Consider the following 23,644-nt stretch of genomic DNA (forward strand, 5'->3'; position numbering starts at 1 on the left):
ATCACTTTCTATTGTTTAACGTATAATAATATATCATTTTGGTCTATCAATTTTCTTAACAAAGATTAGAAAGTATAATGTCTAGCTCTTTAGAAATTCTAGTAATTACAACTGTCATAAAAATAGCAACTTATCATTTTTCAGTAGTTTATATTAGATAAACTACTTTTAAATACACAATGTATTACCTTTGATTAACTTTATATTTGTATTTTACCCTTGCATAAAAAGTATTAGATAGCTATTTTTATTTTATTGCAACAATTCGGAAATTATATATGTCAGTAAGTATGCAAGATAATCAGGCAAATAATAACGACACTATAGAAATACAGGAAACAGATGTAGTGCCTATAGAAACAAATTCTCTACAATCGGGGTTAATGAGCTTAATACCAATGATTTTAATTTGTGCTGTCTTTTATTTCTTACTATTACGTCCACAAGAAAAACGTCGTAAAGAAAGAGAGAAATTGGTAAGTAAAGTTAAACACGGTGAAGAAGTTCTAACAAGTAGCGGCATTTACGGCATTGTGTCTAAAGTGAGTGAAAATGATCCTAATATTGAGATTGAAATTGCTAAGGATGTACATATTAAAGTTTTAAAAAGTGCTATTATCGATATCACCAGCCACTCTAAGACAGCACAGGTTAAAAAAGGAAACAACAAAAATAATAAAAAAGATAGGAAGGTCAGCGGTGCAAAATCTTCCTAAGTGGAAAATTTTTCTTTCAATTATATGTACGGTTTTTGCGGTTATTTGTGTCTTACCTAATTTCATGCAGGTAAACTATCAGTTTCTGCCTCATGCTTCAATAAATCTAGGGCTTGATCTTAGAGGTGGGGCCCACTTATTACTCGATGTTGATTTTGATACCTACTTAAATGATTCAATGGAGAATCTTGCCGACACTTTACGTAAAAATTTGCGTGAGGATAAAATCGGCTATAAAAATCTGTTAGTTAACAAAAATAACATTCAATTAGAATTAAGAACATTGGCAGAATTAAAGCAGTTAAAGAAAATAATTCATAAAATCGATTCCGAAATTATAGTTGAAGTTAATGAAAATAAAATAAAGCTTAACTACAGTGATTATAGATTAAATGATTTACTTAGCAAGGTAGTAGACCAATCTATTGAGATAGTTCGCATGAGAGTTGATAGTACCGGTACTAAAGAGCCAACAATACAAAAACAAGGCAATAAGCATATATTACTGCAAGTTCCTGGTGAAGAAAATCCTTCTTATCTAAAAAACATATTAGGCAAAACTGCTAAGCTAACCTTTCATTTAGTTGATGAAAATGCTAATATTGAAGAAGCAGTAAAAGGACATGTTCCTGTAGGTTCAATGCTAGTTAAAGGAGATAGCGAAAATCATGGAGAGTATTATGTAGTTATCAAGAAAAAAGTTGTTTTAGGTGGGGATCAACTGATCACAGCTTCAGCTTCTTTTGATCAAAACTCACAAGCAGTAGTTAGTTTTTCTTTTAACAATTTAGGTAGTAAAATATTCGGTGAAATAACTAAAAATAATACTGGTAAACGCCTTGCTATAGTTTTAGACAATAAGTTACTAAGTGCCCCAACGATAAATGGGGCAATTATGGGCGGAAGCGGCATAATAACAGGAAATTTTACTGTCGAATCGGCAAATGAGCTTGCACTATTATTGCGAGCCGGCTCTCTCCCTGCCCCGCTTAACATTATTGAAGAAAGAAATATAGGGCCAAATTTAGGGGCTGATTCTATAGAGTCGGGTAAAAAAGCAGGACTTATAGGATTTATAGCAGTATGTATATTTATGATTTGGTCTTACGGTGTACTTGGTTTATTTGCCAATATTGCCTTAAGCCTTGCACTATTATATATTCTAGCTTTACTGTCACTGTTCCAAGCTACTTTAACTCTACCTGGAATTGCAGGAATAATACTAACTATGGGTATGGCTGTTGATGCTAATGTATTAATTTATGAAAGAATTAAGGAGGAACTAAATAAAGGTGTTTCTAATCTTTATGCTATTAGAACCGGTTTTGAATCTGCGTTTGCTACTATTCTTGATTCTAACCTAACTACTCTAATCGTTGCCTCTTTACTTTATATATTTGGAGTAGGGGCAATAAAAGGTTTTGCCGTTACATTAACTATTGGGATCATATCCTCAATGTTTTCAGCGATTATCATTACCAAATTATTAATAGATATTTGGGTAAAATATTTTAAGCTTAAAAAGCTAGGTCTGGTGTAAAAATTATGAAAATGCAATCAAATGTTATAAAAATAATTATAATAATCAGCTTACTAATAGGAGTAGTAGCATTATATTTATTGCTATCTTTAAAAACGCCTAAAAAACCACTTGCCGGTCAAGTTAATATTTATGAAGATAACGTAAAAATCGGCGGTAATTTTGAGCTAATAAACCAGAATGGGGAAATATTTAATAGTGATGAATTAAAAGGCAGCTTAAGTCTCATTTACTTTGGATTTACTAGTTGTCCCGATATATGCCCGACCTCTCTAAACAAAATGACAGAGATTGTAGAAGTTTTAAATAAACATAAAATAGTTATAATACCTATTTTTATCACTATTGATCCAAAACGTGATACCCCTATAGTACTTAAAGAATATCTAAAACATTTTCATCCAAAATTTATAGGTCTTACTGGGAATGAACAGCAGATAAAAGATGTAACTAATAAATTCAAGGTTTTCTATGCTCGTGTAAATAATGAGGATGATGACCCGAACTATATGCTTGATCATTCATCTTTCACCTATTTAATGGATACAAATGGAAAATATCTGAAGCATTTCTATTTAGATTCTTCACCTAAAGAAATTATAGAATTTTTAAGAAATGAATAATTATATATTAGTAGCATATTTATTTACCTTTTTGGTTTTAGCAATATTACTAATCGCAAGTTTTTTAAATTACAAATCACTGAAAAAACAAGAAAAATTTAATGCACAAGAAAGTAAGAAATAGATTAATAACAATAATTATTTGTTTCTGCTCAGCATTTTTAGGAATTGGTATTATACTTTATAATTTAGAAAAAAATATAGTATTTTTTTTGCCACCGTCAAAAATTAATACAATAGAACATGGCAAAGAACTAAGAGTAGGTGGACTTGTTAAAACAAGCTCTATAAATAAAATTGCTGCTGATAAGATAAGTTTTATTATTACCGATAATATTAAGGATTTAGAGATATTATACCAAGGTGTACTGCCTGCCCTATTTCGTGAAGGACAAGGAATTATTGCTATCGGGTGCTTATCGGACGGGAAGTTTATAGCAAAACAATTGCTTACAAAGCATGATGAGAATTACAGACCTACTAGGTAATCATATTGTCATATCCGTGGCCTAGCCTATGAACCAGGCTGTCACCATATGGCTTGGACTACAGGGTCCAGTTTAAAAAATTATGATATTACCCTAAGTTGTTTTTTAGATCACACGATCAAGTCGCAGGATGACACTTGAAAGGCTGATTCTCTATGTAATAATCTTCACGGGAATAACATAAAATAGATGTAGAAATGACATCAAAGCTATATAAAAAATAACCAATCAAATAAAAATATGTTTATAGATAAAATAAAAGCAAAAGCAAATAATGATGAAATAAACGTAATTATAGAAATTCCGATGAATAGTGGACCAATCAAATATGAATTTGACAAAGAATCAGGAGCAGTTTTTGTTGATCGCTTTATGCAAACCACTATGAGTTATCCATGTAATTATGGTTTTATTCCTAATACTCTTTCAAATGACGGTGATCCAGTAGACGTACTAGTTATATCTAATCATGCCGTAGTACCTGGGTCTGTTATTAAGTGTAGAGCCATCGGCGTATTAATGATGGAAGACGAATCAGGACTTGATGAGAAAATAATCGCAGTACCAACCTCAAAGATTGATATTACTTTTGATCATATTAAAGTGCTAAATAATCTATGTGAAATGCTTAGAAAACGTATAGTTCATTTCTTTGAGCATTATAAAGATTTAGAAAAAGGTAAATGGGTTAAAGTTACCGGATGGGAAAATAAAGCAAAAGCAGACGCTTTAATCAATGAAGGCATGGATAGGGCTAGTCGGAGTAAGAATTTATAACATTGCTCGTATGACATTCGATGTCATTCTCATGTGGCATTGTTGATTGGATCAATTTTTTGGTCATTGCAATCAATTTACACCTAAAGAGAATGACATTAATCGATTTTTAAAAGATAGGATAAAAATAAATAGTGACATTATTTCGTTCAGGAGCCGTAGTAGCTTTGTGCACATTAATTTCTCGCATATTTGGCCTCGTGCGTGAACAATTTATCGCATCATTATTTGGCGCTACGCCTATAGGCGATAGCATTAATGTTGCTTTTAAACTACCGAATCTATTTAGAAGAATTTTTGCAGAAGGAGCATTATCCAGTGTATTCATTCCTATTTACAATGAAAAAATGCTGATTTCTAAAAGAGCAGCCAATAATTTTTCAGGCGAGGTCTTTACGCTTCTACTTCTGACATTAATAATCATAATAGCATTAATGCAAATTTTTATGCCGCAATTAATGCTGTTTATTGCCCCTGGCTTTCACGGTAAAAAGGAAAAGTTTGAGCTTACTGTATTTTTATGCCGCATTACTATACCTTATTTAATATTTGTTTCATTAACGGCTTTACTTGGCGGGATACTAAATTCCGTAAAGAAATTCACTGCGTTTGCTTTCTCACCAGTTATTTTAAGTTTATGCGTAATAATTTGTACTTCAATGTTAAATGATTACATGGAATCTACCATTTCAATCAGCCTATCTTTAATAATTGCCGGCATATTACAAGTTTCTTTTATGCTTGTCTGCGTGAAAAGAGCAGATTTAAACTTTCCGATAATTTTTAACCCAAGTGACTCCGATTTAAAAAAGCTTCTAATTAATATGGGACCGGCGACCATTAGCTCCGGCGTTCAACAATTGAATCTTTTTATATCACAATCTATTGCTAGCTTTATTGAAGGTGCTATTTCAATATTAGCTTATGCTGACCGGATTTATCAATTTCCTTTGTCAATAATAGGTACTAGCTTCTCTACTATATTGTTACCTGAGCTGTCAAAAATCTATAAATCAAATGATATAGTATCTGCAAAAAAAATACAGAATAATGCTATTAGAATGGGATTATTATTATCATTGCCTGCTACATTTGGTATTATAATTTTATCTCATCCTATCATTAATATAATATATGAAAGAGGAGTTTTCACGAACCAAGATACTACAAATACTGCCGAGGCTATTTCTGCATTTGCTCTTGGACTGCCTGCTTTTATTTTGGCAAAAATTTTAACCCCTATTTTTTATGCTAACGGAGATACTAAAACACCACTCAAAATAACCTTATTTTCAATAATAATTAATACCATTATGAATTTGCTACTAATGGATTCTTTGAAACATATTGGTATTGCCATCAGCACATCTATCGCAGCTTGGTATAATCTAGGTTTATTATATAGCTATATTACAAGACAAAATAAGCTACACATAGAAGCTGATATAAAACTTTTTTGCAGTAAAATTTTATTATGCTGCATCATAATGTCTGTTGTCATTGCTTTAATAAAACATTATTGTTTAGAATATTTCTATTCGGAATATTTACTGATTAAAGTCTGTATGCTAGGCAGTACAATTGCAGTGGGGATCGGAACATTTTTCGGCACAGCATATTTATTAAAAGTTGCTTTATGATAATAACAAGAAATAAACACCAATCAAATTATCAGGATTTGCTAAAAACCTTATCTATTATAGCAATGATCATTGATCATATAGGTTTATATCTATATCCTGAATTAACAATTATGCGGGTTATCGGTCGTACTGTAATGCCAGTGTGTTGCTTTTTTGCCGGTTATAATTTTCACGATAAACCAAAAACTAAAATAATAATAGCCGGCATTTTGCTACACATATATACTACTGTATTATTTAAACAGTTTATTACTACAAATATTCTAATACCTATCTATTTAGGACAATGTTATATTTACTATTTTCGTAAGTCTTTAATTCGCTTTTTTTATAGAGGTTATTGTCATGTAATTATAATGGTAATATTATTTTATATTAGTTGGTATTTGGTTGACTACGGTACTCTTGTAATTGCTATAATGATCCTTGGATTTATTGCAAAACATGAACAACAAAATTTAAAACTTTGTTGTTTTATAGCAATTTTTAATACGTTCCTGCATTCCACTTTTTTTACTCTTGCAATTCCCTTAAGTAAGTTTAATTTTTCAAATACTGATTTAATTTTAAATCTTAGTTTCTTAACAATTACCTATATATTAATGATCATAAGCAATTATTCACAAAAAATAGCTGTAAATTTAAAATGGATAGGTCGAAATATTTTATATATTTACTGCATACAGATTATGATCTTACAATTTATATTCATATATAAATACACATATGGTTTTAAAAATTGGTAAGTAACCGTTAATAATTAGTGCCAGTCGTTCTAGATCAATATATTTAGATAATATTGATATTACTTATATAGATTTGATAGATTGTCTAATTTCAGATAATGAACAATATAAAGAGCAATTTAGAAAAACAAACTCTTTGAAGTTAAGTTAGATAGTACCGCGCAAAACAATAAATTTCTTAAACGTTTTCGGATTGGTCAGATGCATTTTAGAAAATGGTTCTAGCAATAATAGCATTTTCGGAAACAAAAAAATTTAAACAACTTGCATAGAAGCATATCACCAATGAATTTGGACACAATGTAGAATTATTACAAACTCTAGAAAATGTTGAAGCCCCAAACTCTATTTTGAGGCCATAGGTTCTTGGTTTACGCTAAAAATGATGACTCTTGGAAATAGTGAGCGGACTGTACTTGCTATACTTGCACATGAATTATAGTATATAGAGTCTTATACTACTATATTTTATACAAAACTAGGCTCAATATTTTATAAAGTAAAAAAACATTTCAAAATACATATGCATCTTGATCCGGAACATGAACAAATCAGTATAGATTTATTATATTAATGATTCTTCTTTACTCGCTATTCAAAAAAAAGCTGGGATATGATTTAAGATTCGTTTACTAAACTTGCTGAAATCACACAGGATTAGCTTATCTTTCTATATTTTCATTTTACGTCATTCCTGTGGAGGTATTGTTGCATGGATCAGTTTTACCATCATTGCATGGCAATTAACAAAACAATTCAATAAAAAATTTTGTACATCAGAATTTTTTTATTATCTTTACAGATTGCCAAGCTCCTTTTCATCACTTGCAATGACAATTTGGTATCCACATAACAACACCAATAACAAATGGGAATGACATATTGAAACTAAACCAACTCACCTACTTGTGATTTAGCAAAGAGTTTTATCTGAAAGTCAACAAAATCCAAATTATCTTTTGATCCTATTTCTGCAAATTTATTAGCTTTAAGAAGCAAGTCATAATGCTCTACTAAATCGGCGAAGAAAAATGCGATTTCGCCGCTTTGTTTTACTCCTAGAATCTCACCGCTACTTCGAAGTTTTAAATCCTGTTCAGCAATATAAAACCCATCATTAGTTTGTTTCATTATCTCAAACCTGCCTCGTGCAACTTTCCCGAGTCGCTTAGGATTATATAACAATATACAATATGACTGTAAATTACCTCGCCCTACTCTACCTCTAAGCTGATGAAGTTGAGCAAGGCCAAATTGCTCAGCATTTTCAATAATGATCAAAGTTGCTTCCGGTACGTCTATTCCAACTTCAATAACAGTTGTTGCAATCAATATCTTAATTTTACCTTCCTTAAATTGCTTCATTATGATATCTTTCTGCTCGTTCTTCATCTTACCATGAATAATACCGGTATAGCCTTGATAGATATTTTCGATAGCGTTAAAGCGGTTCATCACATCCATTAATAAATTATCCTCTTCTTGTTTCTCTCCCCTCTCTATCAACGGACATATCCAATATATCCTCTCACTTGCAATAAGCTTCTTATTTATCGCTTCTATAATATGTCCTATTTTATTAGTCGACATAATATTCGTTACAATAGGTAGGCGATTTTTTGGTTTTCCTTGAAGTTTAGAAATAGTCATATCTCCAAACATGGTCAGTGCTAAACTTCTTGGAATCGGTGTTGCGGTCATAACTAAAACATCAGGATTTACCCCTTTATTTATTAGATTCAAACGCTGCTGTACTCCAAATCTATGCTGCTCATCGATAACTATATAACCTAGTTTTTTAAAACTGACTTTTTCTTGAAATAAAGCATGAGTACCAACCAATATTTCAATTTCACCATTTTCAAGCTGAATCATAATATTTTTACGTTTTAGCCCTCGTATCTTGCCTGTAAGTAATCCAATTCTTATATTAGTATTTTTTAAGGCTTTAACAAAAAACTCGTAATGCTGATTGGCAAGCAAATCGGTTGGAGCCATAAGCGTTGCTTGAAATCCAGCTGCTACCACATTTACCATAGTAAGCAGAGCTACTAAAGTTTTACCTGAACCAACATCACCTTGCAACAATCTCATCATTGCTACTTTACCGCTTTGATCAAGTTCTATTTCTTCTATAACTTGCTTTTGGTACGGTGTTAATTCAAATCCTAACTCATTTAATATATTGACTTGAGTAACTGCAGCTTTAGGGAAAATATTACCTTGTCTTCTACTTATTTGCGCACGTACATTAAAAAGAGATATTTGATTGGCAATTAGTTCTTTAGCTGCTAGGTGTTTTTTGGCGTTATTTAAATACCACACCTTGTCATCCCACGGCTTGACCTCGGAATCCATTTTTTCTGAGTTTCCACTTTCACAGGAATGACATAAAGAATGCAATACCTTTAAATTCTGCAATATAACATCTAAATAATCCTTTACCTCTTTATCTTCTAGCACCTTGCATTTCCCTTCAAATATATCTATTGCTTTTATGATATATGAATACAGCTGTTTATTACTAAGTAGATATGTTAAAGAATAAATAGGCTCCTTTTCTTTTGCAAGTTTAGGATTCATAATAAATTCAGGATGCGAAATCTGTAAATGATGATCCAAAAATTGGACTTTACCGCTGATAATATGGGAAGTACCAACCTTTAACTTATTAAAAATAAATGGAGGTGGTCTATGAAAAAATACTAATAACAAAGAACCGGTATCATTACTAGCCATAATTTTAAAAGGCTTGTTACTTTTTTTTGGTAAACTAATGCTCTCAATTACAATTTCTGTTTGGATTATTTCACCGTCTCTAACTTCGGTTAAATTAGGCGATAATATTTTATTTTGATATGAAACAGGTAGATAAAATAATAAATCACGCATATTATTAATACCAAGCCTTTGAAGAGCAGATACGGTATCTTCGCGTATATTAATGAACGTTTTTACAGAAGAGAATAAGAATTTTTCTAGAACAGTTAACATATATAGTCATACATCATTATCTTATATATATGACTATATATTATTAAAAGCAATAGACTATAAACATAATTTTAACTCTAAACAGATCTGAAGATTTTAAAGGCATATCTTCTAAATCTTACTGTTTTATAACCGCCTGAGCAAACTATTGCAAATGTTTCATTTAAATTTAAGCTAAATTCAAAAAATTAACTGCCCCAAATCTACCTTGTTTACAATTCGCCTGTAAAAAGAGTAGTGGTTAATATTTTAGGCTGATTACAAAATGCCTCTTCTAAAGCTAAACTAACAAAATTGAATTCGATTAATTTATTTGCTTTAATTCCAATACTGTAAGACTTAAATTTCTGATTTATGCCGTAATTAATATTAATTTGCATATATTGTTATACACAAAAAAATAGTTCACTAAAACATATGGAGCACTTATCACTCAGTAGCCGGTAAATATTTTACTTCTCCCAAATCAAACATTGGAATATTATTAAGTTTAGTATTTATTATAAATGAATATCCTGAATAGAATAAAAATGAATCAAATAAATCTAAATAAACATATAAATTAATTTTATATGGAGTTAATTGCTTTGACATATGCATTTATATAATTACCGCTTTTATCTTTATCATTAAATTTATTACTAAAATATATCCCAAGCTTGATCTCGCCTTATCTATAAATAACATATGCCATCAGTAGGATTAATGTTGTTACCTATCATATATCTTATTTTTAATATTTTCAGATAGTAAATAACTTGCTTGAATCCTCCCTGTATTAACAATTTATGTATGAAATTGCGAAGCATTAAAATCTTTAGTGTTAAAATATGTTCTACTCTCAAAACGGTCTACCTCATAATTTTGTTACTTTTAAGTCAAATTCTCTTGCAGCACACAACACAATATGACCGCCTAGATTACCTACCATCATCCAAGATGTAGTAAGTACATCTTGTAATATAACTTAAGATATTTATAGCTATATTAGCTGAATCGGCAAATATAATATCATCCAAATTGACTGGAAACTTCTATCAATGACATAGCAACATCGCTATTTGTCCTTGAGGAAATATCTTTATTATAAGTAACTAAGTCTATAACCTCTTTGAGAATTTTCTTGAATTATTATATCACCATCAATATTTGATTCAGTTGCTAATACTAACTATAAATATAAAAAAATTAAGCAGCGATGGTTAATTTAAATTTATTTAATATCATATCATTATATTAATCAAAAGTAACTATAATATATAGTACTTTAAATTTATAAATTATTTTTTAATATATTGAACTCTCGCATGTCCTTGACTTCTTTTAAAGATCCTTCTAATTTCTTAAATAATAGATATTAAATAATTAAAAATTTATGAATAAAATCTATCCTTCAGCTTAAACTGCTCTTGAAGAACTGCTCTAGGCATGACTATAATATTCAGTGGTTTTGGTTTTTATAGTATTCCTAAATTATTTAATAAATGCACTTCTTAAAAGCAATGTTCATAATTTAACAATTAAGCACTAATTTGTAGTATTGACAATTTCGGACTCAGATTACTTCTTTAAGCTACACAAACAAAAAATGATTTCTCTTCGTATGTTGGAGAAAATAAGATTTGCGAACAACAATATCTTGATAAAATCTTAGAACTTTAGCTGAGCAAATTAGAGCAGCGTGCATGGGAATTACAGCTTTTTTACTAAAACCAGTATCGGTACAATTGTAGAGGAAGGTAAAGAAACAAAGGAATTTAATGGCAAGAAATATATAATGGACAATACAACTTCAAGCTGACCTTGCTATTATTCAAGGCTTGAAAGCTAATAAAATCAGCAATGATACAATAACAAGAAATTTTAATGTAGTACTGCTTTAAGCCACGGTTTGTAAAAAGTAGAGGCACTAGTTGAGGCATGAGGCAGGGAACGTGACCATAATAATATTGATACACCTAATATTTTCATATAGCGATTAATAGTAGGTGACCAATATGAGAAACATATTGAGCAAGTTAACCATAAGAAAATAATAAACTATAGAGTAAAGAAGAAATTTATCGAATAACCACAGAGGAACTTAAAAAATGGTTATATTTCAATCTTGGTATAGGTATACCTAATCATATTGCAAACTATATTCCTAAAAGGATGAATGTAATATTTTAAAGAGAAACTGTTATACTTCTTGGTATAGGACCATTTCTGTATAAGGTGAAGAAGATCCTCATTTAATTAACGTTAAGTACACTATACACTGCATTATCTGAAAGTAGCAATTTCAACAGTAACTTTGTATTTTGCATAATCAGAGAGACTCGCATATTGAGCTCACTATTTTAGGTGCTATGCAAGTCTCACAAAAAGGTGCTCTTGCCAAATGGACTATCCAAGGCAAAAATAGTTAAGTATATGGGAGGAACTATGGATTTGGTCGCTAACACTATTAAAGAGTAGTAATAATGGAACATAACACAAAGGACTGTGGAGCTAAATTATTAAAAGAGTACCACTTTCCGTTAACAGACAAAAAAGTAGTTAATAAAAAATTACCTATCTTGGAATTTTTGATATTGATAAAGATGAAATATTATTAGTTAGAAAAGTCGACTATGTTACAGTTGAAGAAATAAAATCTAAAACCGCAGCCGAGTTTAACATAGAGAATAAAATGGTAAAAGTAGCGTATATTATTAGTGGATACGGTCATACTGCAAAAGTAGCTAAAGGAATAAATAAGAGTGTAAAAGAAACAGGAACAAATGTTTTTATTATACAAATAAATAAAGATAAACTTGACAATATTGATTAGGATTTATTAGACAATGCAGATACTATAACTTTTGGAGTCCCAACTTAATATTGGGAATTTAGAAAAACCATTTAAAATATTTACTACTTTAACAATAATGAGCTGATCAGCAATGGCAAAACAAAATAGCTTTAGCTTTTACTAGCCCTACTTCTTATTCAGGCGATCAGTTAGTTATACAAGCATTCAACAATTACTTCATTTTGCATTGTATGATTTTGGTTGGACAAGATGAAGCTGCTGCCCATTATAAGATGACTGATTCCGACAAAATTAACAGGTTGCTGGCCAGAATTTATGATTCAATCTAACCACAAATCTCCCCACTGATTACTCCTACCCAAGGTGATCTAAAAACTGGTAATGTATTTGAAGAAATTTAAAGCGTACTTCAGTATCGTGTTCTATGTCATAACAAAGCACACTTAAAGAAATAATTTCTTAATTAACTTCTCACAAATGATGTTTTTTTTGAACTTTTGTCACTTACAACTTTTTGAGCATGCTTAGCATTTCTAGCATCTCTTTCTCCTTTAGTTTTTAGAACCTTTGATTTAGTACTCACATCACTCCAGTTACCACTATCACTATCGATTTCACTGCCACTACTGCTATCACTCATCTCCATAGCGACTCTTCGTGCTAAAATTGATGCAAATTCATTATTATTAATATTCTGAGCAGGCTTACTAAGAGAATGTGCAACCGGTTTCCCTGTATTAGGGTCAAATTCAACTTTTTTTAGTTTGTGCTCACCTCTTATGGATTGCAGCAGTAAATCTCTAGAGTCCTGTACCTTTGCATCCATTTTTACAACTTTTCTTAGGTTTTTTGGTCCTACTATTTCTTTCATTAAATCAGCAGTATCTATAGAAGGATGTGGTTGGTTTTCTGGTTTTTTAACTGTAGTAGCTTCTATAGGCTTAGATAATGTCTCAGTCTGAGCTGGAGGCATAGGTGGTGGAGGTGGTGGAGGTGGTGGAGGTATATTATTTTCCAAAGATTCAGTTAGAGACAAGGTTGTTAATATTGGTTCCTTTTTTGAAGTCATATTATGCTTTGCAAGATTACTTACTACCTTTTGCAACTCTTCGTTGTCAGATAACTTCACAATTATATCATTAATATTACTTTCTTTATTTTCAATTAATTCATCAAATTTATGCTTTATTTTATATAATTGTTCATCAATCTTTCTAATTGTTCTAGTATTATTTTCTTTATTTTTTGCCAAAACCTGTTCACTATTATTTACAAAAACATTTTTAACATTTTGCCAAATATTATTTAATTTTTCAAAAAATGTATAAGGGACTTCTTCCCTAATTTCAGCAACTTGTTTTTGTATTTCTTTAAGCTCTTTAATATTGGAATTTTCAGATATTAAATTTCGGATGTTTTGTTTTGTAGTATTTAAAGAATAATATTGCTTCTCTAGTTCTTCAGCATTAATGAATTGTAAGGGATTTGTTATATGTAGCGCCGAGAATCGTTCAGGTTTACTCTTATAACTAAAGAATACTTCTGCTAATCTTTCTCTTTGATCTTTAGATAAATCTTTTTTTGCTAAATCCTCAAAATTTTTTTTGATTTCTTCTTGTAATACTTGCTTTAAAGGTGCCGATTCTTTCGTTATATTATATATCTTATTATCAATATCTTTTAATATCTTGTCATTACGCTTTATTGCTTCGCTTGTTAACTGCTCTTCACTTTTTATAAAAATATACTTTATATTAGAAACTGTTTTTACAAACATTTTAAACCAAGGCAATGATCTGTTATGTTCTCTTTCTAGCTCTTTAGTTTTATTTTGTATTTCAATTAAACCTTGCAACTTCTTATTTTGTTCACATAATTCGTTTACTTGTCTTAGTATCGTATTTAAAGCATTATTTTCTTGAGTTAATAATTTATTTATATCTGTTTCTTTAACCATTATCTACACTTACTATAAATGAATCCATAAACTATAGTAAATTTCTAGTACAAAAGCAAACAAAAAGTCAGTTTTTATGTTAATGTATTCTTGATAAATGAAAATTAGATAGATGAAGTTTAATTAGTATCGTTAACGTAATTTTATAGATGATAAGCCGACAAGAGCAAATATAACTGAAATAATCCAAAATCTTATTACGACTTTTGATTCTGCCCAACCGTGCTTTTCAAAATGATGATGTAATGGTGCCATCTTAAATATTCTTTTGCCTTTAGTAGCTTTAAAATAATATACCTGTAAAATTACAGATGCTGTTTCCAGAACAAATAAGCCACCAACTATACTTAATACTACTTCATGCTTAGTAATAACACTAATAATGCCAAGTATACCACCAAGACTTAAACTACCGGTATCACCCATAAAAACTTCTGCAGGCTGTGAATTGAACCATAAAAATCCAAGGCAACTACCGACTAAACCCGCACATAACACTGTTAATTCTCCGGTATTCGGTATATAAGTTAGCTGCAAGTAGTTCGAGTAAATTAGATTTCCTACTAAATAACTTATTAAAGCAAAAGAACCGGCAGTAAAGGCAATAGGAACGGTAGCAAGCCCATCCAGCCCATCCGTTAGATTCACGGCATTAGAAGAGCCAACTATAACAAATATAGCAAAAACTATATAAAAATAACCAAGATCCAAGCTTAAATTTTTAAAAAACGGTATATTAAGCAAATGACTCGGATTTTTATCTGTATATTCTAGTAAAATACATATGATTAAACTAATAATTCCTTGCAATAAAAGTTTACTTTTGCCTCTTACCCCATAATGGCTGTTTTTAGTTATCTTAGCATAATCATCTATAAACCCTATAATACCAAAACTAATAAAACCAAATAATGTAATCCAAATATATTTATTAGTTAAATCAGCAAGTAATAAAGTAGCAAGACAACTAGATAAAATAATTATAATACCCCCCATAGTTGGAGTACCTGCTTTCGTTTGATGTGATGCAGGTCCGTCTAAACGTATAGGCTGACCGTTTTTTTGAAGAGTCCGTAAAAATTTTATCAACATTGGACCTGTGGTAAAACTAAGGATTAGAGTTATAATAACAGCAAGACCGCTACGAAAAGTAATATAGTGAAATAAATTCGCTATATGTGAATTATGAATATGAGGTAGTAAAAGATTGTATAACATTTGTAGATTTAAAGTATATTTTGTCGCAAAGGTATTGTGACATGGTTCGAAAAACGTACTCAGTATCATTATGATCAAATCAAAGGATGACAACCATTTCACCAAGCCCTACAATATTAGAAATATCCTAAAGTATTTATTTATAATAATCAACAATCTTATCAAGTTTTATACCTCTTGAACCTTTTATTAATATAAGTTCATTATTTTTAAATAAATCCGTTATATTTGGAATTAATTCATCAACATTTTTAAAAAATTTTTTAGCTATTTTGGAAGGTAGTAAATCATAAATATATTTAGTATTTCTTCCTACTAAAAAAACTTTAGAACAATCTGCATCTAGTATGTACGGTACTAGCTCTTTATGTAATGCCTCTGAATTTTGTCCAAGCTCTAGCATATCACCTATTATAGCGGTTTTATTTTCAGCAGGTACTTGTTTTAAATATTCTAATGCAGCTTTCATTGACTGCGGACTTGCGTTATAGTAATCACAAATTATACAACAATTTTGTATATTGATAATTTCCCCTCTTCCTCTAGTAGGAGTAATATTTGCTAAGTGATTTACAGCTATATCTAAATTTTTACCTAGTATATCGATAATTAAAAGTACACCTATATAATTTTCGGCAAAATGCCGAGGAATGAACGGTATAGTTATCTCTAGGGGTTTATTATTTATCTTATATTTTAAATGAACTTGCTTGCCTAGATTTACATATAAGGTTAATTCTGCAGATGTATTATGCGATGCACCGAAATTATATATTTTATCAATAGATAGATTTTTTAATATTGATAATATTTTGTTATAGCAATTAGTATCGGCATTAATAATAGCAATATCATTTTTACTAAAACTTTCAAAAATCTCACATTTAGCTTCAGCTATATCCTCCAGTGAGTTAAAAAACTCTAAATGAGCTTCCGAAATATTTGTAATCATAGCAATATTCGGCTTTAATATTTGAACCAGCTCCCTTATTTCGCCTTTATGATTCATGCCGAGCTCAAAAATAGCATATTCCGTATAATCAGGCATTGAAGCAAGATTAATGAGTAACCCCAAATGGTTATTGAAGTTACCTCGGCTAGCAAAAACTATACCTCTTATATAATTTACTTTTAAAGGTAATTTGTACATCAATCCAGTACCTGCATCCTCAAGTATTTTTTTGTACACTACAGTGCTGCCTTCCGTGTTTCCTTCAAATTCCTTTTTATTAGCTTCGTTATAGAAGAGATCTAATGATTTATAACTAGTCTCAGTTAGTAAGGTTTTTAAAGCTCCTTTAGTAGAGGTTTTACCGACACTACCAGTGATAGCTATGAATTTAGCTTTTGAAGATCCGCGTTTATACAAAGCCATTTTTTGTAAAGCTTCAAAACAATTATCTACTAAGATCATTTTGTTTTTATCTACTATATCTATGTGCTTGCTAACAATAACGACACTTGCTCCTTTATCTATTGCATCTAGAACATAATCATGACCGTCACCATTACCTTTAAGTGCTATGAATAAATCACCGTGTTTAACGTCTTTGGAGTTAAATTGCACTTCATTACAATTGATAGAATTAGATATTGTTATACCTAGTGCTTTACTTAGTGTTTCAGAGTTCCAAATCATATGTTAGTTTATATTATTATATTTCAGCATTATTGGTTTTTACTCTGTCATTCCATAGCTACAACCACAGAATCCAAAAAACAATTTAAAATACTAATACTTATTAGTATTTTAAGCTGGGTCCCGTGATCAAGTCACATCATTACAATTTATATACTTCTTCACAACTTCAGCATCATCAAAAGGTATTTTCTTATCACCTATAATTTGGTAATTTTCATGACCTTTGCCGGCAATTAGTAATATATCGTATTGTTTTAAATTATTTACACCATATTTAATAGCTTCTTCTCTATTTTCTATTTCTATATAATGTGCTTTATCTATACCGCTTATGATTTCAGCTCTAATAAGCTTTGGATCTTCAAGACGTGGATTATCATCTGTAATTATGACGTTATCGGCAAGTTTTACGGCTATTTGCCCCATAAGACTTCTCTTTGTTTTATCACGATTGCCTCCACAGCCAAAAATTACATTTAACTTACTGCCTAGTACCTGAATATTTTTTAGCTCTAGTAAAGCTTTTTCAAGAGCATCGGGAGTATGAGCATAATCAACAAAAATGTTAGTGTTTGCTATTCGCTGCATTCTGCCTTTTACCGGTTTAACCTCTACCAAAGAACCTATAACTTTATCAAGAGCAATACCGGTATAATACCCACTAAGAGCAGCAATCAATAAATTGCTAGCCTGAAAACTACCGACTATTGACGTATTAAAACTATATTTACTATTATTAAATGTAAAATCAATACTTTGTCCGTTTAAAGAACTATTAACTCTAGTTATTTTTAAACATCCATTTATTCCAACGGTTATAAATTTAATATTAAGCTTATTTAAATAAGCTTTAATCAACTCTATTTCTTCTATATCAGAATTTAATATGGAAATAGAGTGCGGTAATAAATGATCGGTAAATAATTTTAGTTTAGCAAGTAAATAATTTTCTTTTGTATGGTGATAATCTAGATGATCCTGACTAAAACTAGTAAAACATGCTATATTTACTTTTTCTTCCCCAAGTCTTGCTTGATCAAGACCATGACTAGAAGCTTCAAAAGCTAAATATTCTATACCTACTTCAGCTAAATTATGTGCAATTTTTCTAAAACTTAAATAATCGAATGTGGTTAATTCTGGTACATCATGTATAAAGCAATCACAACCAAAAACTTCTACGCCTATCGTACCTATAGATGCAGCTTTCTTTCCAAGTAATGAATATAATTGAGCTATATAAGATACTACAGAACTTTTGCCATTAGTACCCGTAACGGCTATCAGATTCTTTGGTTTCTTAGAGTAAAAGATTTCTATCACTTCATATAAAGCTTTGCGTAAATCTTCTACATAAATTACTTTATTTATAGCAGTATTTTTTTCATTATCTGTAATTACTAATACTGCACCTTTATTTAAAGCATCATTTATAAAGTCATTTCCATCAACATCTTGTCCTTTTATAGCAAAAAAGACCTCGCCTTCCTTAATGTTTCTAGAGTTAGTCGACAAACCTTTTACGTTATGTTGTTGAAATAATTGTTTTAGATCGAAGAGCATATAGTTTCAATTAAATAGATGTCATTTTTATAATTTTTATTTCATTCCCGAGAAAGCTGGAATGACATCCTAAATGTTCATACTACATATATAGGCGCAAACCACAGCATGATAATGTCCTCAAATCACCGCTAAAGTCCAAAGTAATCGATTTGCCTCAACAATTATATTTTTATCTACTAATTTCTTGATAAATACTAACCTATTATCAGGCTTTATTTTAGCTTGAGAATGATATATGCTAACAAATTTTAGAATTTTATCAGCCATATCAGCATTTTTATAAAATTTAATCACAAACCCGTTATCTCCTGAATCTAGATTTTCAATATTTAACTTAAAGCATAATAACTTTATTTTTACAATATCAAGTAAATTATTAAACTCAGTTGGTAGTGAGCCGAATCTATCAATCATCTCATCTTTAAATTTCTCTACTTCTACCTCATTACTTAAATTACCTATTCTCCTATATATCCCGATTTTGAGAGCTGAATCGGATACATAGTAATCTGGAATAAAGACGGATAATCCCAAATTAATAGTTGGGATAAACGGTTGTTCTGAAACAATCGGTTCATCCTTAAAAAGAGCTATTTGTTCTTCCAGCATTTCTTGATAGAGTTCTGTACCTACTTCTCTAATTTGTCCTGATTGTTCTTCACCGATCAAATTACCGAAACCTCGTAAATCCATATCATGGCTTGCAATAGTAAAACCTGAACCTAAAGCACAACTATTTTGTATTATCTCTAAGCGTCTTAAGGAGTGCGACGTCATTTTTTTATGACTTTCTACTGTTAGATAAGCATAGCCTCGCATTTTACCTCGACCTATTCGACCACGTAACTGATATAACTGACTAAGACCAAGCATATCTGCTTTATGTATAATCATGGTATTTGCACCTTGTATATCAATTCCTGATTCTATAATAGTAGTTGAGACTAGTATATCAAATTTACCAGCATAAAACTCGCTCATAACCTCATCAATTTTATTAGGTGGCATTTTTCCATGAACTATTTTATAGCTTAATTCCGGCACAATTTGTTTAAGCTGTTGCTCAATATTAAGGATATCGCTAATTCTTGGAACCACATAAAAGCTTCTTCCACCTCTAAAATGTTCACGTAATAATGCATCTCTGATAATAACGGGATCAAAAGGCATAACGGATGTACGCACTTCTAGCCTGTTTAAAGGTGGCATTGCAATAATGCTTAGTTCTTTTAGACCGGTCATTGACATTTGAAGTGTTCTAGGAATCGGTGTTGCGGACATTGTAAGTACGTGAGAGGAAGATTTTAATTGTTTTAAAAATTCTTTTTGACCGACACCGAAATGCTGTTCTTCATCAATTATTAACAATTTTAAATTAAAAAATTTTGTATTTTTATGTAATAAAGAATGAGTACCTATTATTATATTTATTTTACCGCTTTCAAGTTCTGATCTTATAATCTTTGCTTCTTTAGCACTAATAACGCTGGACAATTGTTTGATATTTAAACCAAAACCCTTAAACCTTTCTATAAATCTTGAAACATGTTGACTACATAAAATAGTTGTCGGTACAACTACAGCTACTTGAGGCAAATATTCATTTAAAGATTTTGCTACCATAAAGACAGCACGCATGGCTACCTCTGTTTTACCAAAACCTACATCACCGCATATTAACCTATCCATTAACATACCACTTCTTAGATCTTCTCTAATATCGTTTATAGCGTTTAATTGGTCTTCTGTTTCGCTGAAAGGAAAATTAGCACAAAATTTATTATATTCTTCAAGATCAAATTCAACGGAAGCATTAGCATGAAGTTTTCTTTTAGCTGCTACTTGTATTAAATGCAGTGCTATCTCTTTTATACGGTTTTTAAGTTTTGCCTTACTTCTTTGCCATGAGACGCTACCAAGCTTATCAAGCTCTGCATTATCATTGCCATATTTCTTTATTACCTCTATATTTTCAACGGGTATATATAATTTATCATTACCGGCATATAAAATCTTTAAGAAATCATGCAGTTTGCCTTTAATTTCTAAAGCTTCCAGCTTTAAAAACTGCCCTATCCCATGATCTTTGTGAACAACAAACTCCCCTTCAACTAAATTATCAAGCTCTAACAAAATATTTTTAAGTTTTTTATTAGTGTTTATAGAGCTAGGTTTTTCTTTTAATAGTTCGCTTACTGTAATAAATAAATATTCTTTAGTATAAAAACTTTGATTTAAAGGTAGTAGGGCAATATTTATTATACCTATTTTAACCTCATTTAATTTATTTATTTCATTATATGTATATTCATAATTTTGGATAATGCTTTTCACTCTCTCAAGACCGCTTAAAGAAGCTGCACCTATCACGATTTTTTTAGAAGAATGAACTTTAATAAGCTCAAATAATTTATCAAAAACCGTTTTCTTTTCTATAAAACTTGTAGAGCTAATATTTTCAATTAGAGTTGCTTTCTCGGAATTTTCATAACTAATTAATATATTATTCTTTTGTTCAAGTAATTCAATTATTTCGGAGACAGTGAAATATAACCTAGTCGGGGAAAGAGTAGGATAGAAACTATTAAATTTATTCGCCTCTGATCTTACCGAATAAAAATTGTTATAACTATGTTCAAACTCTAAAATAGCCTTTTTTGATAAATTATCAAATATAATAATAGGATCGTTTAGGTAATCTACTAAGTTAGAGTAGGAATTATAAAATAACGGGAGTAATTGTTCATATCCCGAAAATTGTCTTCCCGATATTACCGCCTCATATAAAGAATTATCAGTATAGTTAACTCCAAAATGTCGTAAATAATTATTCTTAAAATTACCTATAGTTTCGCTGTTTAACACTATCTCATTTGCAGGACTAATAACTAACTCTGTGCAGGATTTAGTAGAAATTTGCGTATCAATATCAAATTCTTTAATAGATTCAATATAATCCCAGCTAAAATTAATTCTATAAGCTTTAGGACCGGGCAATATTATATCAATGATTTCACCTCTCACTGCAAATTCCCCGACATCAATAGTACTCGTATTTCGCTTAAAACTATTTTCTACTAGAAACATAGCAAGTTCATCTGTAGTAAATTTCATTTTAGGGGATAATTTCAAAAAGTACTTAGAAAAAAAATCTTTCGGGGGCAATTTGTTTAATAAGTTCGCTGCATGAGTGATAAGTAGTTTACTGTTACTATTATTTGTTGTTAGCTTAGTTAATGTTTCTGCACGTTTAGATAAAATACTAGGACTTGGAGATGCATGATCATACGGCATAGTATCATAACTTGGAAAATAATAAATATTTTCATTAGAAGAAAAAAATAAAGCTTGCTTGTATAATTGCAACACATCTTCTTCATTGCTTACACTCAAGATAAAATCTTGCTTAAGATTCTTAGTAAAATTATCAATTGTAAAAAAAGATTTGGCAGTTGCCGGGAATTTTTGTTGTAACATTATGGTAGGAATTTATACTTTAGCTATTTTGCGTAATTTATCAATTATTTCAATATCTAGATAAGAAGGCGCAGAAGATTTATTATTAATCCAATTATAAAGATCATTATCATTTTGATCAAGTATCAAAGCATAGCGTTCAAGTTTTTTTTCATTCATCAAAGATAGATACTTTTCAGCAAAACTACCAAGTATATAATCCATTTCTTTACATCCGCGATTTTTACTAAGATAAAGAAGTTTTTTTTGTAAAGAGTTTTTATTTAATTTATTCATGATATAAAGCCTTGCAAAAAATTTTTATAATAATATTATTAAAACTATCAGATACCAAGATCATTTTAAAAATGCTTTAAAAACATGGCATGGTCAATAAAGTTATTTCAATTAATAATTAAAGAGATTTATAGCAAAATTAATAAGATTCTTGAAAGAAGAGTTAATCATATTTCAAAAAATCTTATAATTTGCAGCACGAAACCATTTTATTAGTTTTAAATTAACTATCTGGGGGATGGTTAATTCTATTTCATGGAATAACTATGTATAGGACTATAAGAAAAAACATATAGTATATTATCATAGTTATCCATTATAGTATGGATAATAAAAAACCGTTATAAAGTACTAACTAAAGTAATATAAGAGTAATACTAATCTGATCATTTGTACATTTTTGTATCAATTCCGCCTCATATAGCAGTAAATGAGTTTGTACAAAAAGCAAAGAGAAGAAGAACATCAGAAATCATATAACAAGAATTTCCTAAGTTGAAGAAAATATATTAGGAAAAACATTTTTGGGTAGGAGGCTATTTTAGTACAACAAGTGGTCATATTACAAATTTAGGTAATTAATGAGTACATAAATAACCATACAGAAGCTTATCAGCCATCTTCAATTTCTAATTATTTAGATTGAAGTAGCTTTAGCGTAATTCTATAGCACTTCTAGTGCTGCTATCCCAACCTATCGGCTCCTCCAGCCTATAGTAGTTGAGTTTGTGGTCATGCCATAAGTACTCTAATAAATCCATATTCTACATGGGTAGTTCTATTAATTTTTATTATCAATAACAGAAAAAAGCGTAAATATGTCGGTTCAAAATATCTGTTCTACCAAAGCTTATGATGATATACTGATTTTAAACTATAATGATTTTCTTGTAGAAGTTAGGACTAGAAAAGAATGGCAACAAGTAAGAATACCGTTTTTAGATAAAAAAAATAAAGTGATCTTTCTAAGTTGGACCTTGAATAAAGATTTCAAAGCTAATTTTTTATTAACGATAAAATTCATGCAATAATATTTTTCTGTATCGTTCCAGATATAGATTATTTACGGCAACAATTTTTATAGCTAATATAGGTTTAAAAATTGTTATAATATTAGTGATGGTTTTAAAGGAAACAATCACAATAAAGGCTGGAAACAAAATAACTTACCGTGGCAGTTTTAA

General features: G+C 30.1%; 18 protein-coding genes and 4 pseudogenes. 13 read left to right on the plus strand and 9 right to left on the minus strand.

Annotated elements, in window-relative coordinates; genetic code table 11:
• The first annotated feature begins 278 nt into the window (after positions 1 to 278).
• From yajC to AAGW17_RS05125, 9 genes and pseudogenes are all read left to right on the plus strand, one after another.
• Complete coding sequence (yajC, locus tag AAGW17_RS05085; RefSeq protein ID WP_347938905.1) at positions 279 to 716, plus strand: preprotein translocase subunit YajC; 438 nt, start codon at positions 279 to 281, stop codon at positions 714 to 716.
• Complete coding sequence (secD, locus tag AAGW17_RS05090; RefSeq protein WP_347938906.1) at positions 700 to 2,256, plus strand: protein translocase subunit SecD; 1,557 nt, start codon at positions 700 to 702, stop codon at positions 2,254 to 2,256. The genes yajC and secD overlap by 17 nt, the downstream gene beginning before the upstream one ends.
• Positions 2,257 to 2,261: 5 nt before the next feature.
• A complete protein-coding gene (locus tag AAGW17_RS05095) occupies positions 2,262 to 2,879 on the plus strand; it encodes an SCO family protein (RefSeq protein ID WP_347938907.1) in 618 nt (205 codons plus the stop codon).
• Positions 2,872 to 3,003, plus strand: coding sequence for a heme exporter protein CcmD (ccmD, locus tag AAGW17_RS05100; protein WP_347938908.1), 132 nt, complete (start codon positions 2,872 to 2,874; stop codon positions 3,001 to 3,003). The genes AAGW17_RS05095 and ccmD overlap by 8 nt, the downstream gene beginning before the upstream one ends.
• Entirely contained in the window at positions 2,981 to 3,367 is a 387-nt protein-coding gene (ccmE, locus tag AAGW17_RS05105; RefSeq protein ID WP_347938909.1) for a cytochrome c maturation protein CcmE, read from the plus strand. Before ccmD ends, ccmE begins: the two co-directional genes overlap by 23 nt.
• Positions 3,368 to 3,607: 240 nt before the next feature.
• Entirely contained in the window at positions 3,608 to 4,144 is a 537-nt protein-coding gene (ppa, locus tag AAGW17_RS05110) for an inorganic diphosphatase (protein ID WP_347938910.1), read from the plus strand.
• Between the two features lie 134 nt (positions 4,145 to 4,278).
• Positions 4,279 to 5,800: pseudogene (gene murJ, locus AAGW17_RS05115) on the plus strand (murein biosynthesis integral membrane protein MurJ).
• On the plus strand, positions 5,781 to 6,533 hold the full coding sequence (locus AAGW17_RS05120) for a TraX family protein (protein ID WP_347938912.1): 753 nt from the start codon (positions 5,781 to 5,783) through the stop codon (positions 6,531 to 6,533). The pseudogene murJ and the gene AAGW17_RS05120 overlap by 20 nt, the downstream one beginning before the upstream one ends.
• Positions 6,534 to 6,600: 67 nt before the next feature.
• Positions 6,601 to 7,155, plus strand: a pseudogene (locus tag AAGW17_RS05125) (hypothetical protein).
• Between the two features lie 266 nt (positions 7,156 to 7,421).
• Here the strand turns inward: AAGW17_RS05125 and AAGW17_RS05130 are convergent.
• The 3 genes from AAGW17_RS05130 to AAGW17_RS05140 form a co-directional block, all read right to left on the minus strand.
• Positions 7,422 to 9,527 (minus strand): ATP-dependent DNA helicase RecG, encoded by a 2,106-nt coding sequence (locus AAGW17_RS05130; RefSeq protein ID WP_347938913.1) that lies wholly within the window; start codon positions 9,525 to 9,527, stop codon positions 7,422 to 7,424.
• Positions 9,528 to 9,739: 212 nt separating this feature from the next.
• Complete coding sequence (locus AAGW17_RS05135; RefSeq protein WP_347938914.1) at positions 9,740 to 9,907, minus strand: hypothetical protein; 168 nt, start codon at positions 9,905 to 9,907, stop codon at positions 9,740 to 9,742.
• A gap of 49 nt (positions 9,908 to 9,956) precedes the next feature.
• Positions 9,957 to 10,121, minus strand: coding sequence for a hypothetical protein (locus AAGW17_RS05140; RefSeq protein WP_347938915.1), 165 nt, complete (start codon positions 10,119 to 10,121; stop codon positions 9,957 to 9,959).
• A 1,087-nt stretch (positions 10,122 to 11,208) separates the two neighbouring features.
• Between AAGW17_RS05140 and AAGW17_RS05145 the strand changes: the two genes are divergently transcribed.
• The 3 genes and pseudogenes from AAGW17_RS05145 (at position 11,209) to AAGW17_RS05155 (ending at position 12,342) form a co-directional block, all read left to right on the plus strand.
• Positions 11,209 to 11,328: a CoA-transferase gene (locus tag AAGW17_RS05145; RefSeq protein WP_347938916.1), complete on the plus strand. Its 120-nt coding sequence runs from the start codon at positions 11,209 to 11,211 to the stop codon at positions 11,326 to 11,328.
• A 257-nt stretch (positions 11,329 to 11,585) separates the two neighbouring features.
• A pseudogene (locus AAGW17_RS05150) lies at positions 11,586 to 12,186 on the plus strand (CoA-transferase); the annotation flags it as partial.
• Positions 12,187 to 12,201: 15 nt separating this feature from the next.
• A complete protein-coding gene (locus AAGW17_RS05155) occupies positions 12,202 to 12,342 on the plus strand; it encodes a hypothetical protein (protein ID WP_347939436.1) in 141 nt (46 codons plus the stop codon).
• 445 nt (positions 12,343 to 12,787) lie between these two features.
• On the opposite strand, the gene AAGW17_RS05160 is transcribed toward AAGW17_RS05155, so the two are convergent.
• The 6 genes from AAGW17_RS05160 to AAGW17_RS05185 form a co-directional block, all read right to left on the minus strand.
• Positions 12,788 to 14,281: an Arp2/3 complex-activating protein rickA gene (locus tag AAGW17_RS05160; protein ID WP_347938918.1), complete on the minus strand. Its 1,494-nt coding sequence runs from the start codon at positions 14,279 to 14,281 to the stop codon at positions 12,788 to 12,790.
• A 132-nt stretch (positions 14,282 to 14,413) separates the two neighbouring features.
• On the minus strand, positions 14,414 to 15,499 hold the full coding sequence (gene mraY, locus AAGW17_RS05165; protein ID WP_347938919.1) for a phospho-N-acetylmuramoyl-pentapeptide-transferase: 1,086 nt from the start codon (positions 15,497 to 15,499) through the stop codon (positions 14,414 to 14,416).
• Positions 15,500 to 15,635: 136 nt separating this feature from the next.
• Complete coding sequence (murF, locus tag AAGW17_RS05170; RefSeq protein ID WP_347938920.1) at positions 15,636 to 17,138, minus strand: UDP-N-acetylmuramoyl-tripeptide--D-alanyl-D-alanine ligase; 1,503 nt, start codon at positions 17,136 to 17,138, stop codon at positions 15,636 to 15,638.
• A 129-nt stretch (positions 17,139 to 17,267) separates the two neighbouring features.
• On the minus strand, positions 17,268 to 18,704 hold the full coding sequence (locus AAGW17_RS05175; protein ID WP_347938921.1) for a UDP-N-acetylmuramoyl-L-alanyl-D-glutamate--2,6-diaminopimelate ligase: 1,437 nt from the start codon (positions 18,702 to 18,704) through the stop codon (positions 17,268 to 17,270).
• A gap of 120 nt (positions 18,705 to 18,824) precedes the next feature.
• A complete protein-coding gene (gene mfd, locus AAGW17_RS05180; protein WP_347938922.1) occupies positions 18,825 to 22,184 on the minus strand; it encodes a transcription-repair coupling factor in 3,360 nt (1,119 codons plus the stop codon).
• 12 nt (positions 22,185 to 22,196) lie between these two features.
• Entirely contained in the window at positions 22,197 to 22,460 is a 264-nt protein-coding gene (locus tag AAGW17_RS05185; protein ID WP_347938923.1) for a succinate dehydrogenase assembly factor 2, read from the minus strand.
• A gap of 818 nt (positions 22,461 to 23,278) precedes the next feature.
• On the opposite strand from AAGW17_RS05185, the pseudogene AAGW17_RS05190 reads away from it, so the two are divergent.
• Positions 23,279 to 23,644, plus strand: a pseudogene (locus tag AAGW17_RS05190) (rhodanese-like domain-containing protein).

This window comes from Rickettsia sp. Oklahoma-10 (assembly GCF_039954865.1).
In the GTDB taxonomy this organism is placed as follows: domain Bacteria; phylum Pseudomonadota; class Alphaproteobacteria; order Rickettsiales; family Rickettsiaceae; genus Rickettsia; species Rickettsia oklahomensis.

Coding starts and splice junctions, on each gene's coding strand:
- ccmE (WP_347938909.1), top strand. CDS start 2,981: ATGCACAAGAAAGTAAGAAATAGATTAATAACAATAATTATTTGTTTC.
- murF (WP_347938920.1), bottom strand. CDS start 17,138: ATGATTTGGAACTCTGAAACACTAAGTAAAGCACTAGGTATAACAATA.
- AAGW17_RS05095 (WP_347938907.1), top strand. CDS start 2,262: ATGAAAATGCAATCAAATGTTATAAAAATAATTATAATAATCAGCTTA.
- mfd (WP_347938922.1), bottom strand. CDS start 22,184: ATGTTACAACAAAAATTCCCGGCAACTGCCAAATCTTTTTTTACAATT.
- AAGW17_RS05160 (WP_347938918.1), bottom strand. CDS start 14,281: ATGGTTAAAGAAACAGATATAAATAAATTATTAACTCAAGAAAATAAT.
- ppa (WP_347938910.1), top strand. CDS start 3,608: ATGTTTATAGATAAAATAAAAGCAAAAGCAAATAATGATGAAATAAAC.
- yajC (WP_347938905.1), top strand. CDS start 279: ATGTCAGTAAGTATGCAAGATAATCAGGCAAATAATAACGACACTATA.
- AAGW17_RS05135 (WP_347938914.1), bottom strand. CDS start 9,907: ATGCAAATTAATATTAATTACGGCATAAATCAGAAATTTAAGTCTTAC.
- AAGW17_RS05130 (WP_347938913.1), bottom strand. CDS start 9,527: ATGTTAACTGTTCTAGAAAAATTCTTATTCTCTTCTGTAAAAACGTTC.
- AAGW17_RS05120 (WP_347938912.1), top strand. CDS start 5,781: ATGATAATAACAAGAAATAAACACCAATCAAATTATCAGGATTTGCTA.
- mraY (WP_347938919.1), bottom strand. CDS start 15,499: ATGTTATACAATCTTTTACTACCTCATATTCATAATTCACATATAGCG.
- AAGW17_RS05155 (WP_347939436.1), top strand. CDS start 12,202: ATGGTAAAAGTAGCGTATATTATTAGTGGATACGGTCATACTGCAAAA.
- AAGW17_RS05185 (WP_347938923.1), bottom strand. CDS start 22,460: ATGAATAAATTAAATAAAAACTCTTTACAAAAAAAACTTCTTTATCTT.
- AAGW17_RS05140 (WP_347938915.1), bottom strand. CDS start 10,121: ATGTCAAAGCAATTAACTCCATATAAAATTAATTTATATGTTTATTTA.
- ccmD (WP_347938908.1), top strand. CDS start 2,872: ATGAATAATTATATATTAGTAGCATATTTATTTACCTTTTTGGTTTTA.
- AAGW17_RS05175 (WP_347938921.1), bottom strand. CDS start 18,704: ATGCTCTTCGATCTAAAACAATTATTTCAACAACATAACGTAAAAGGT.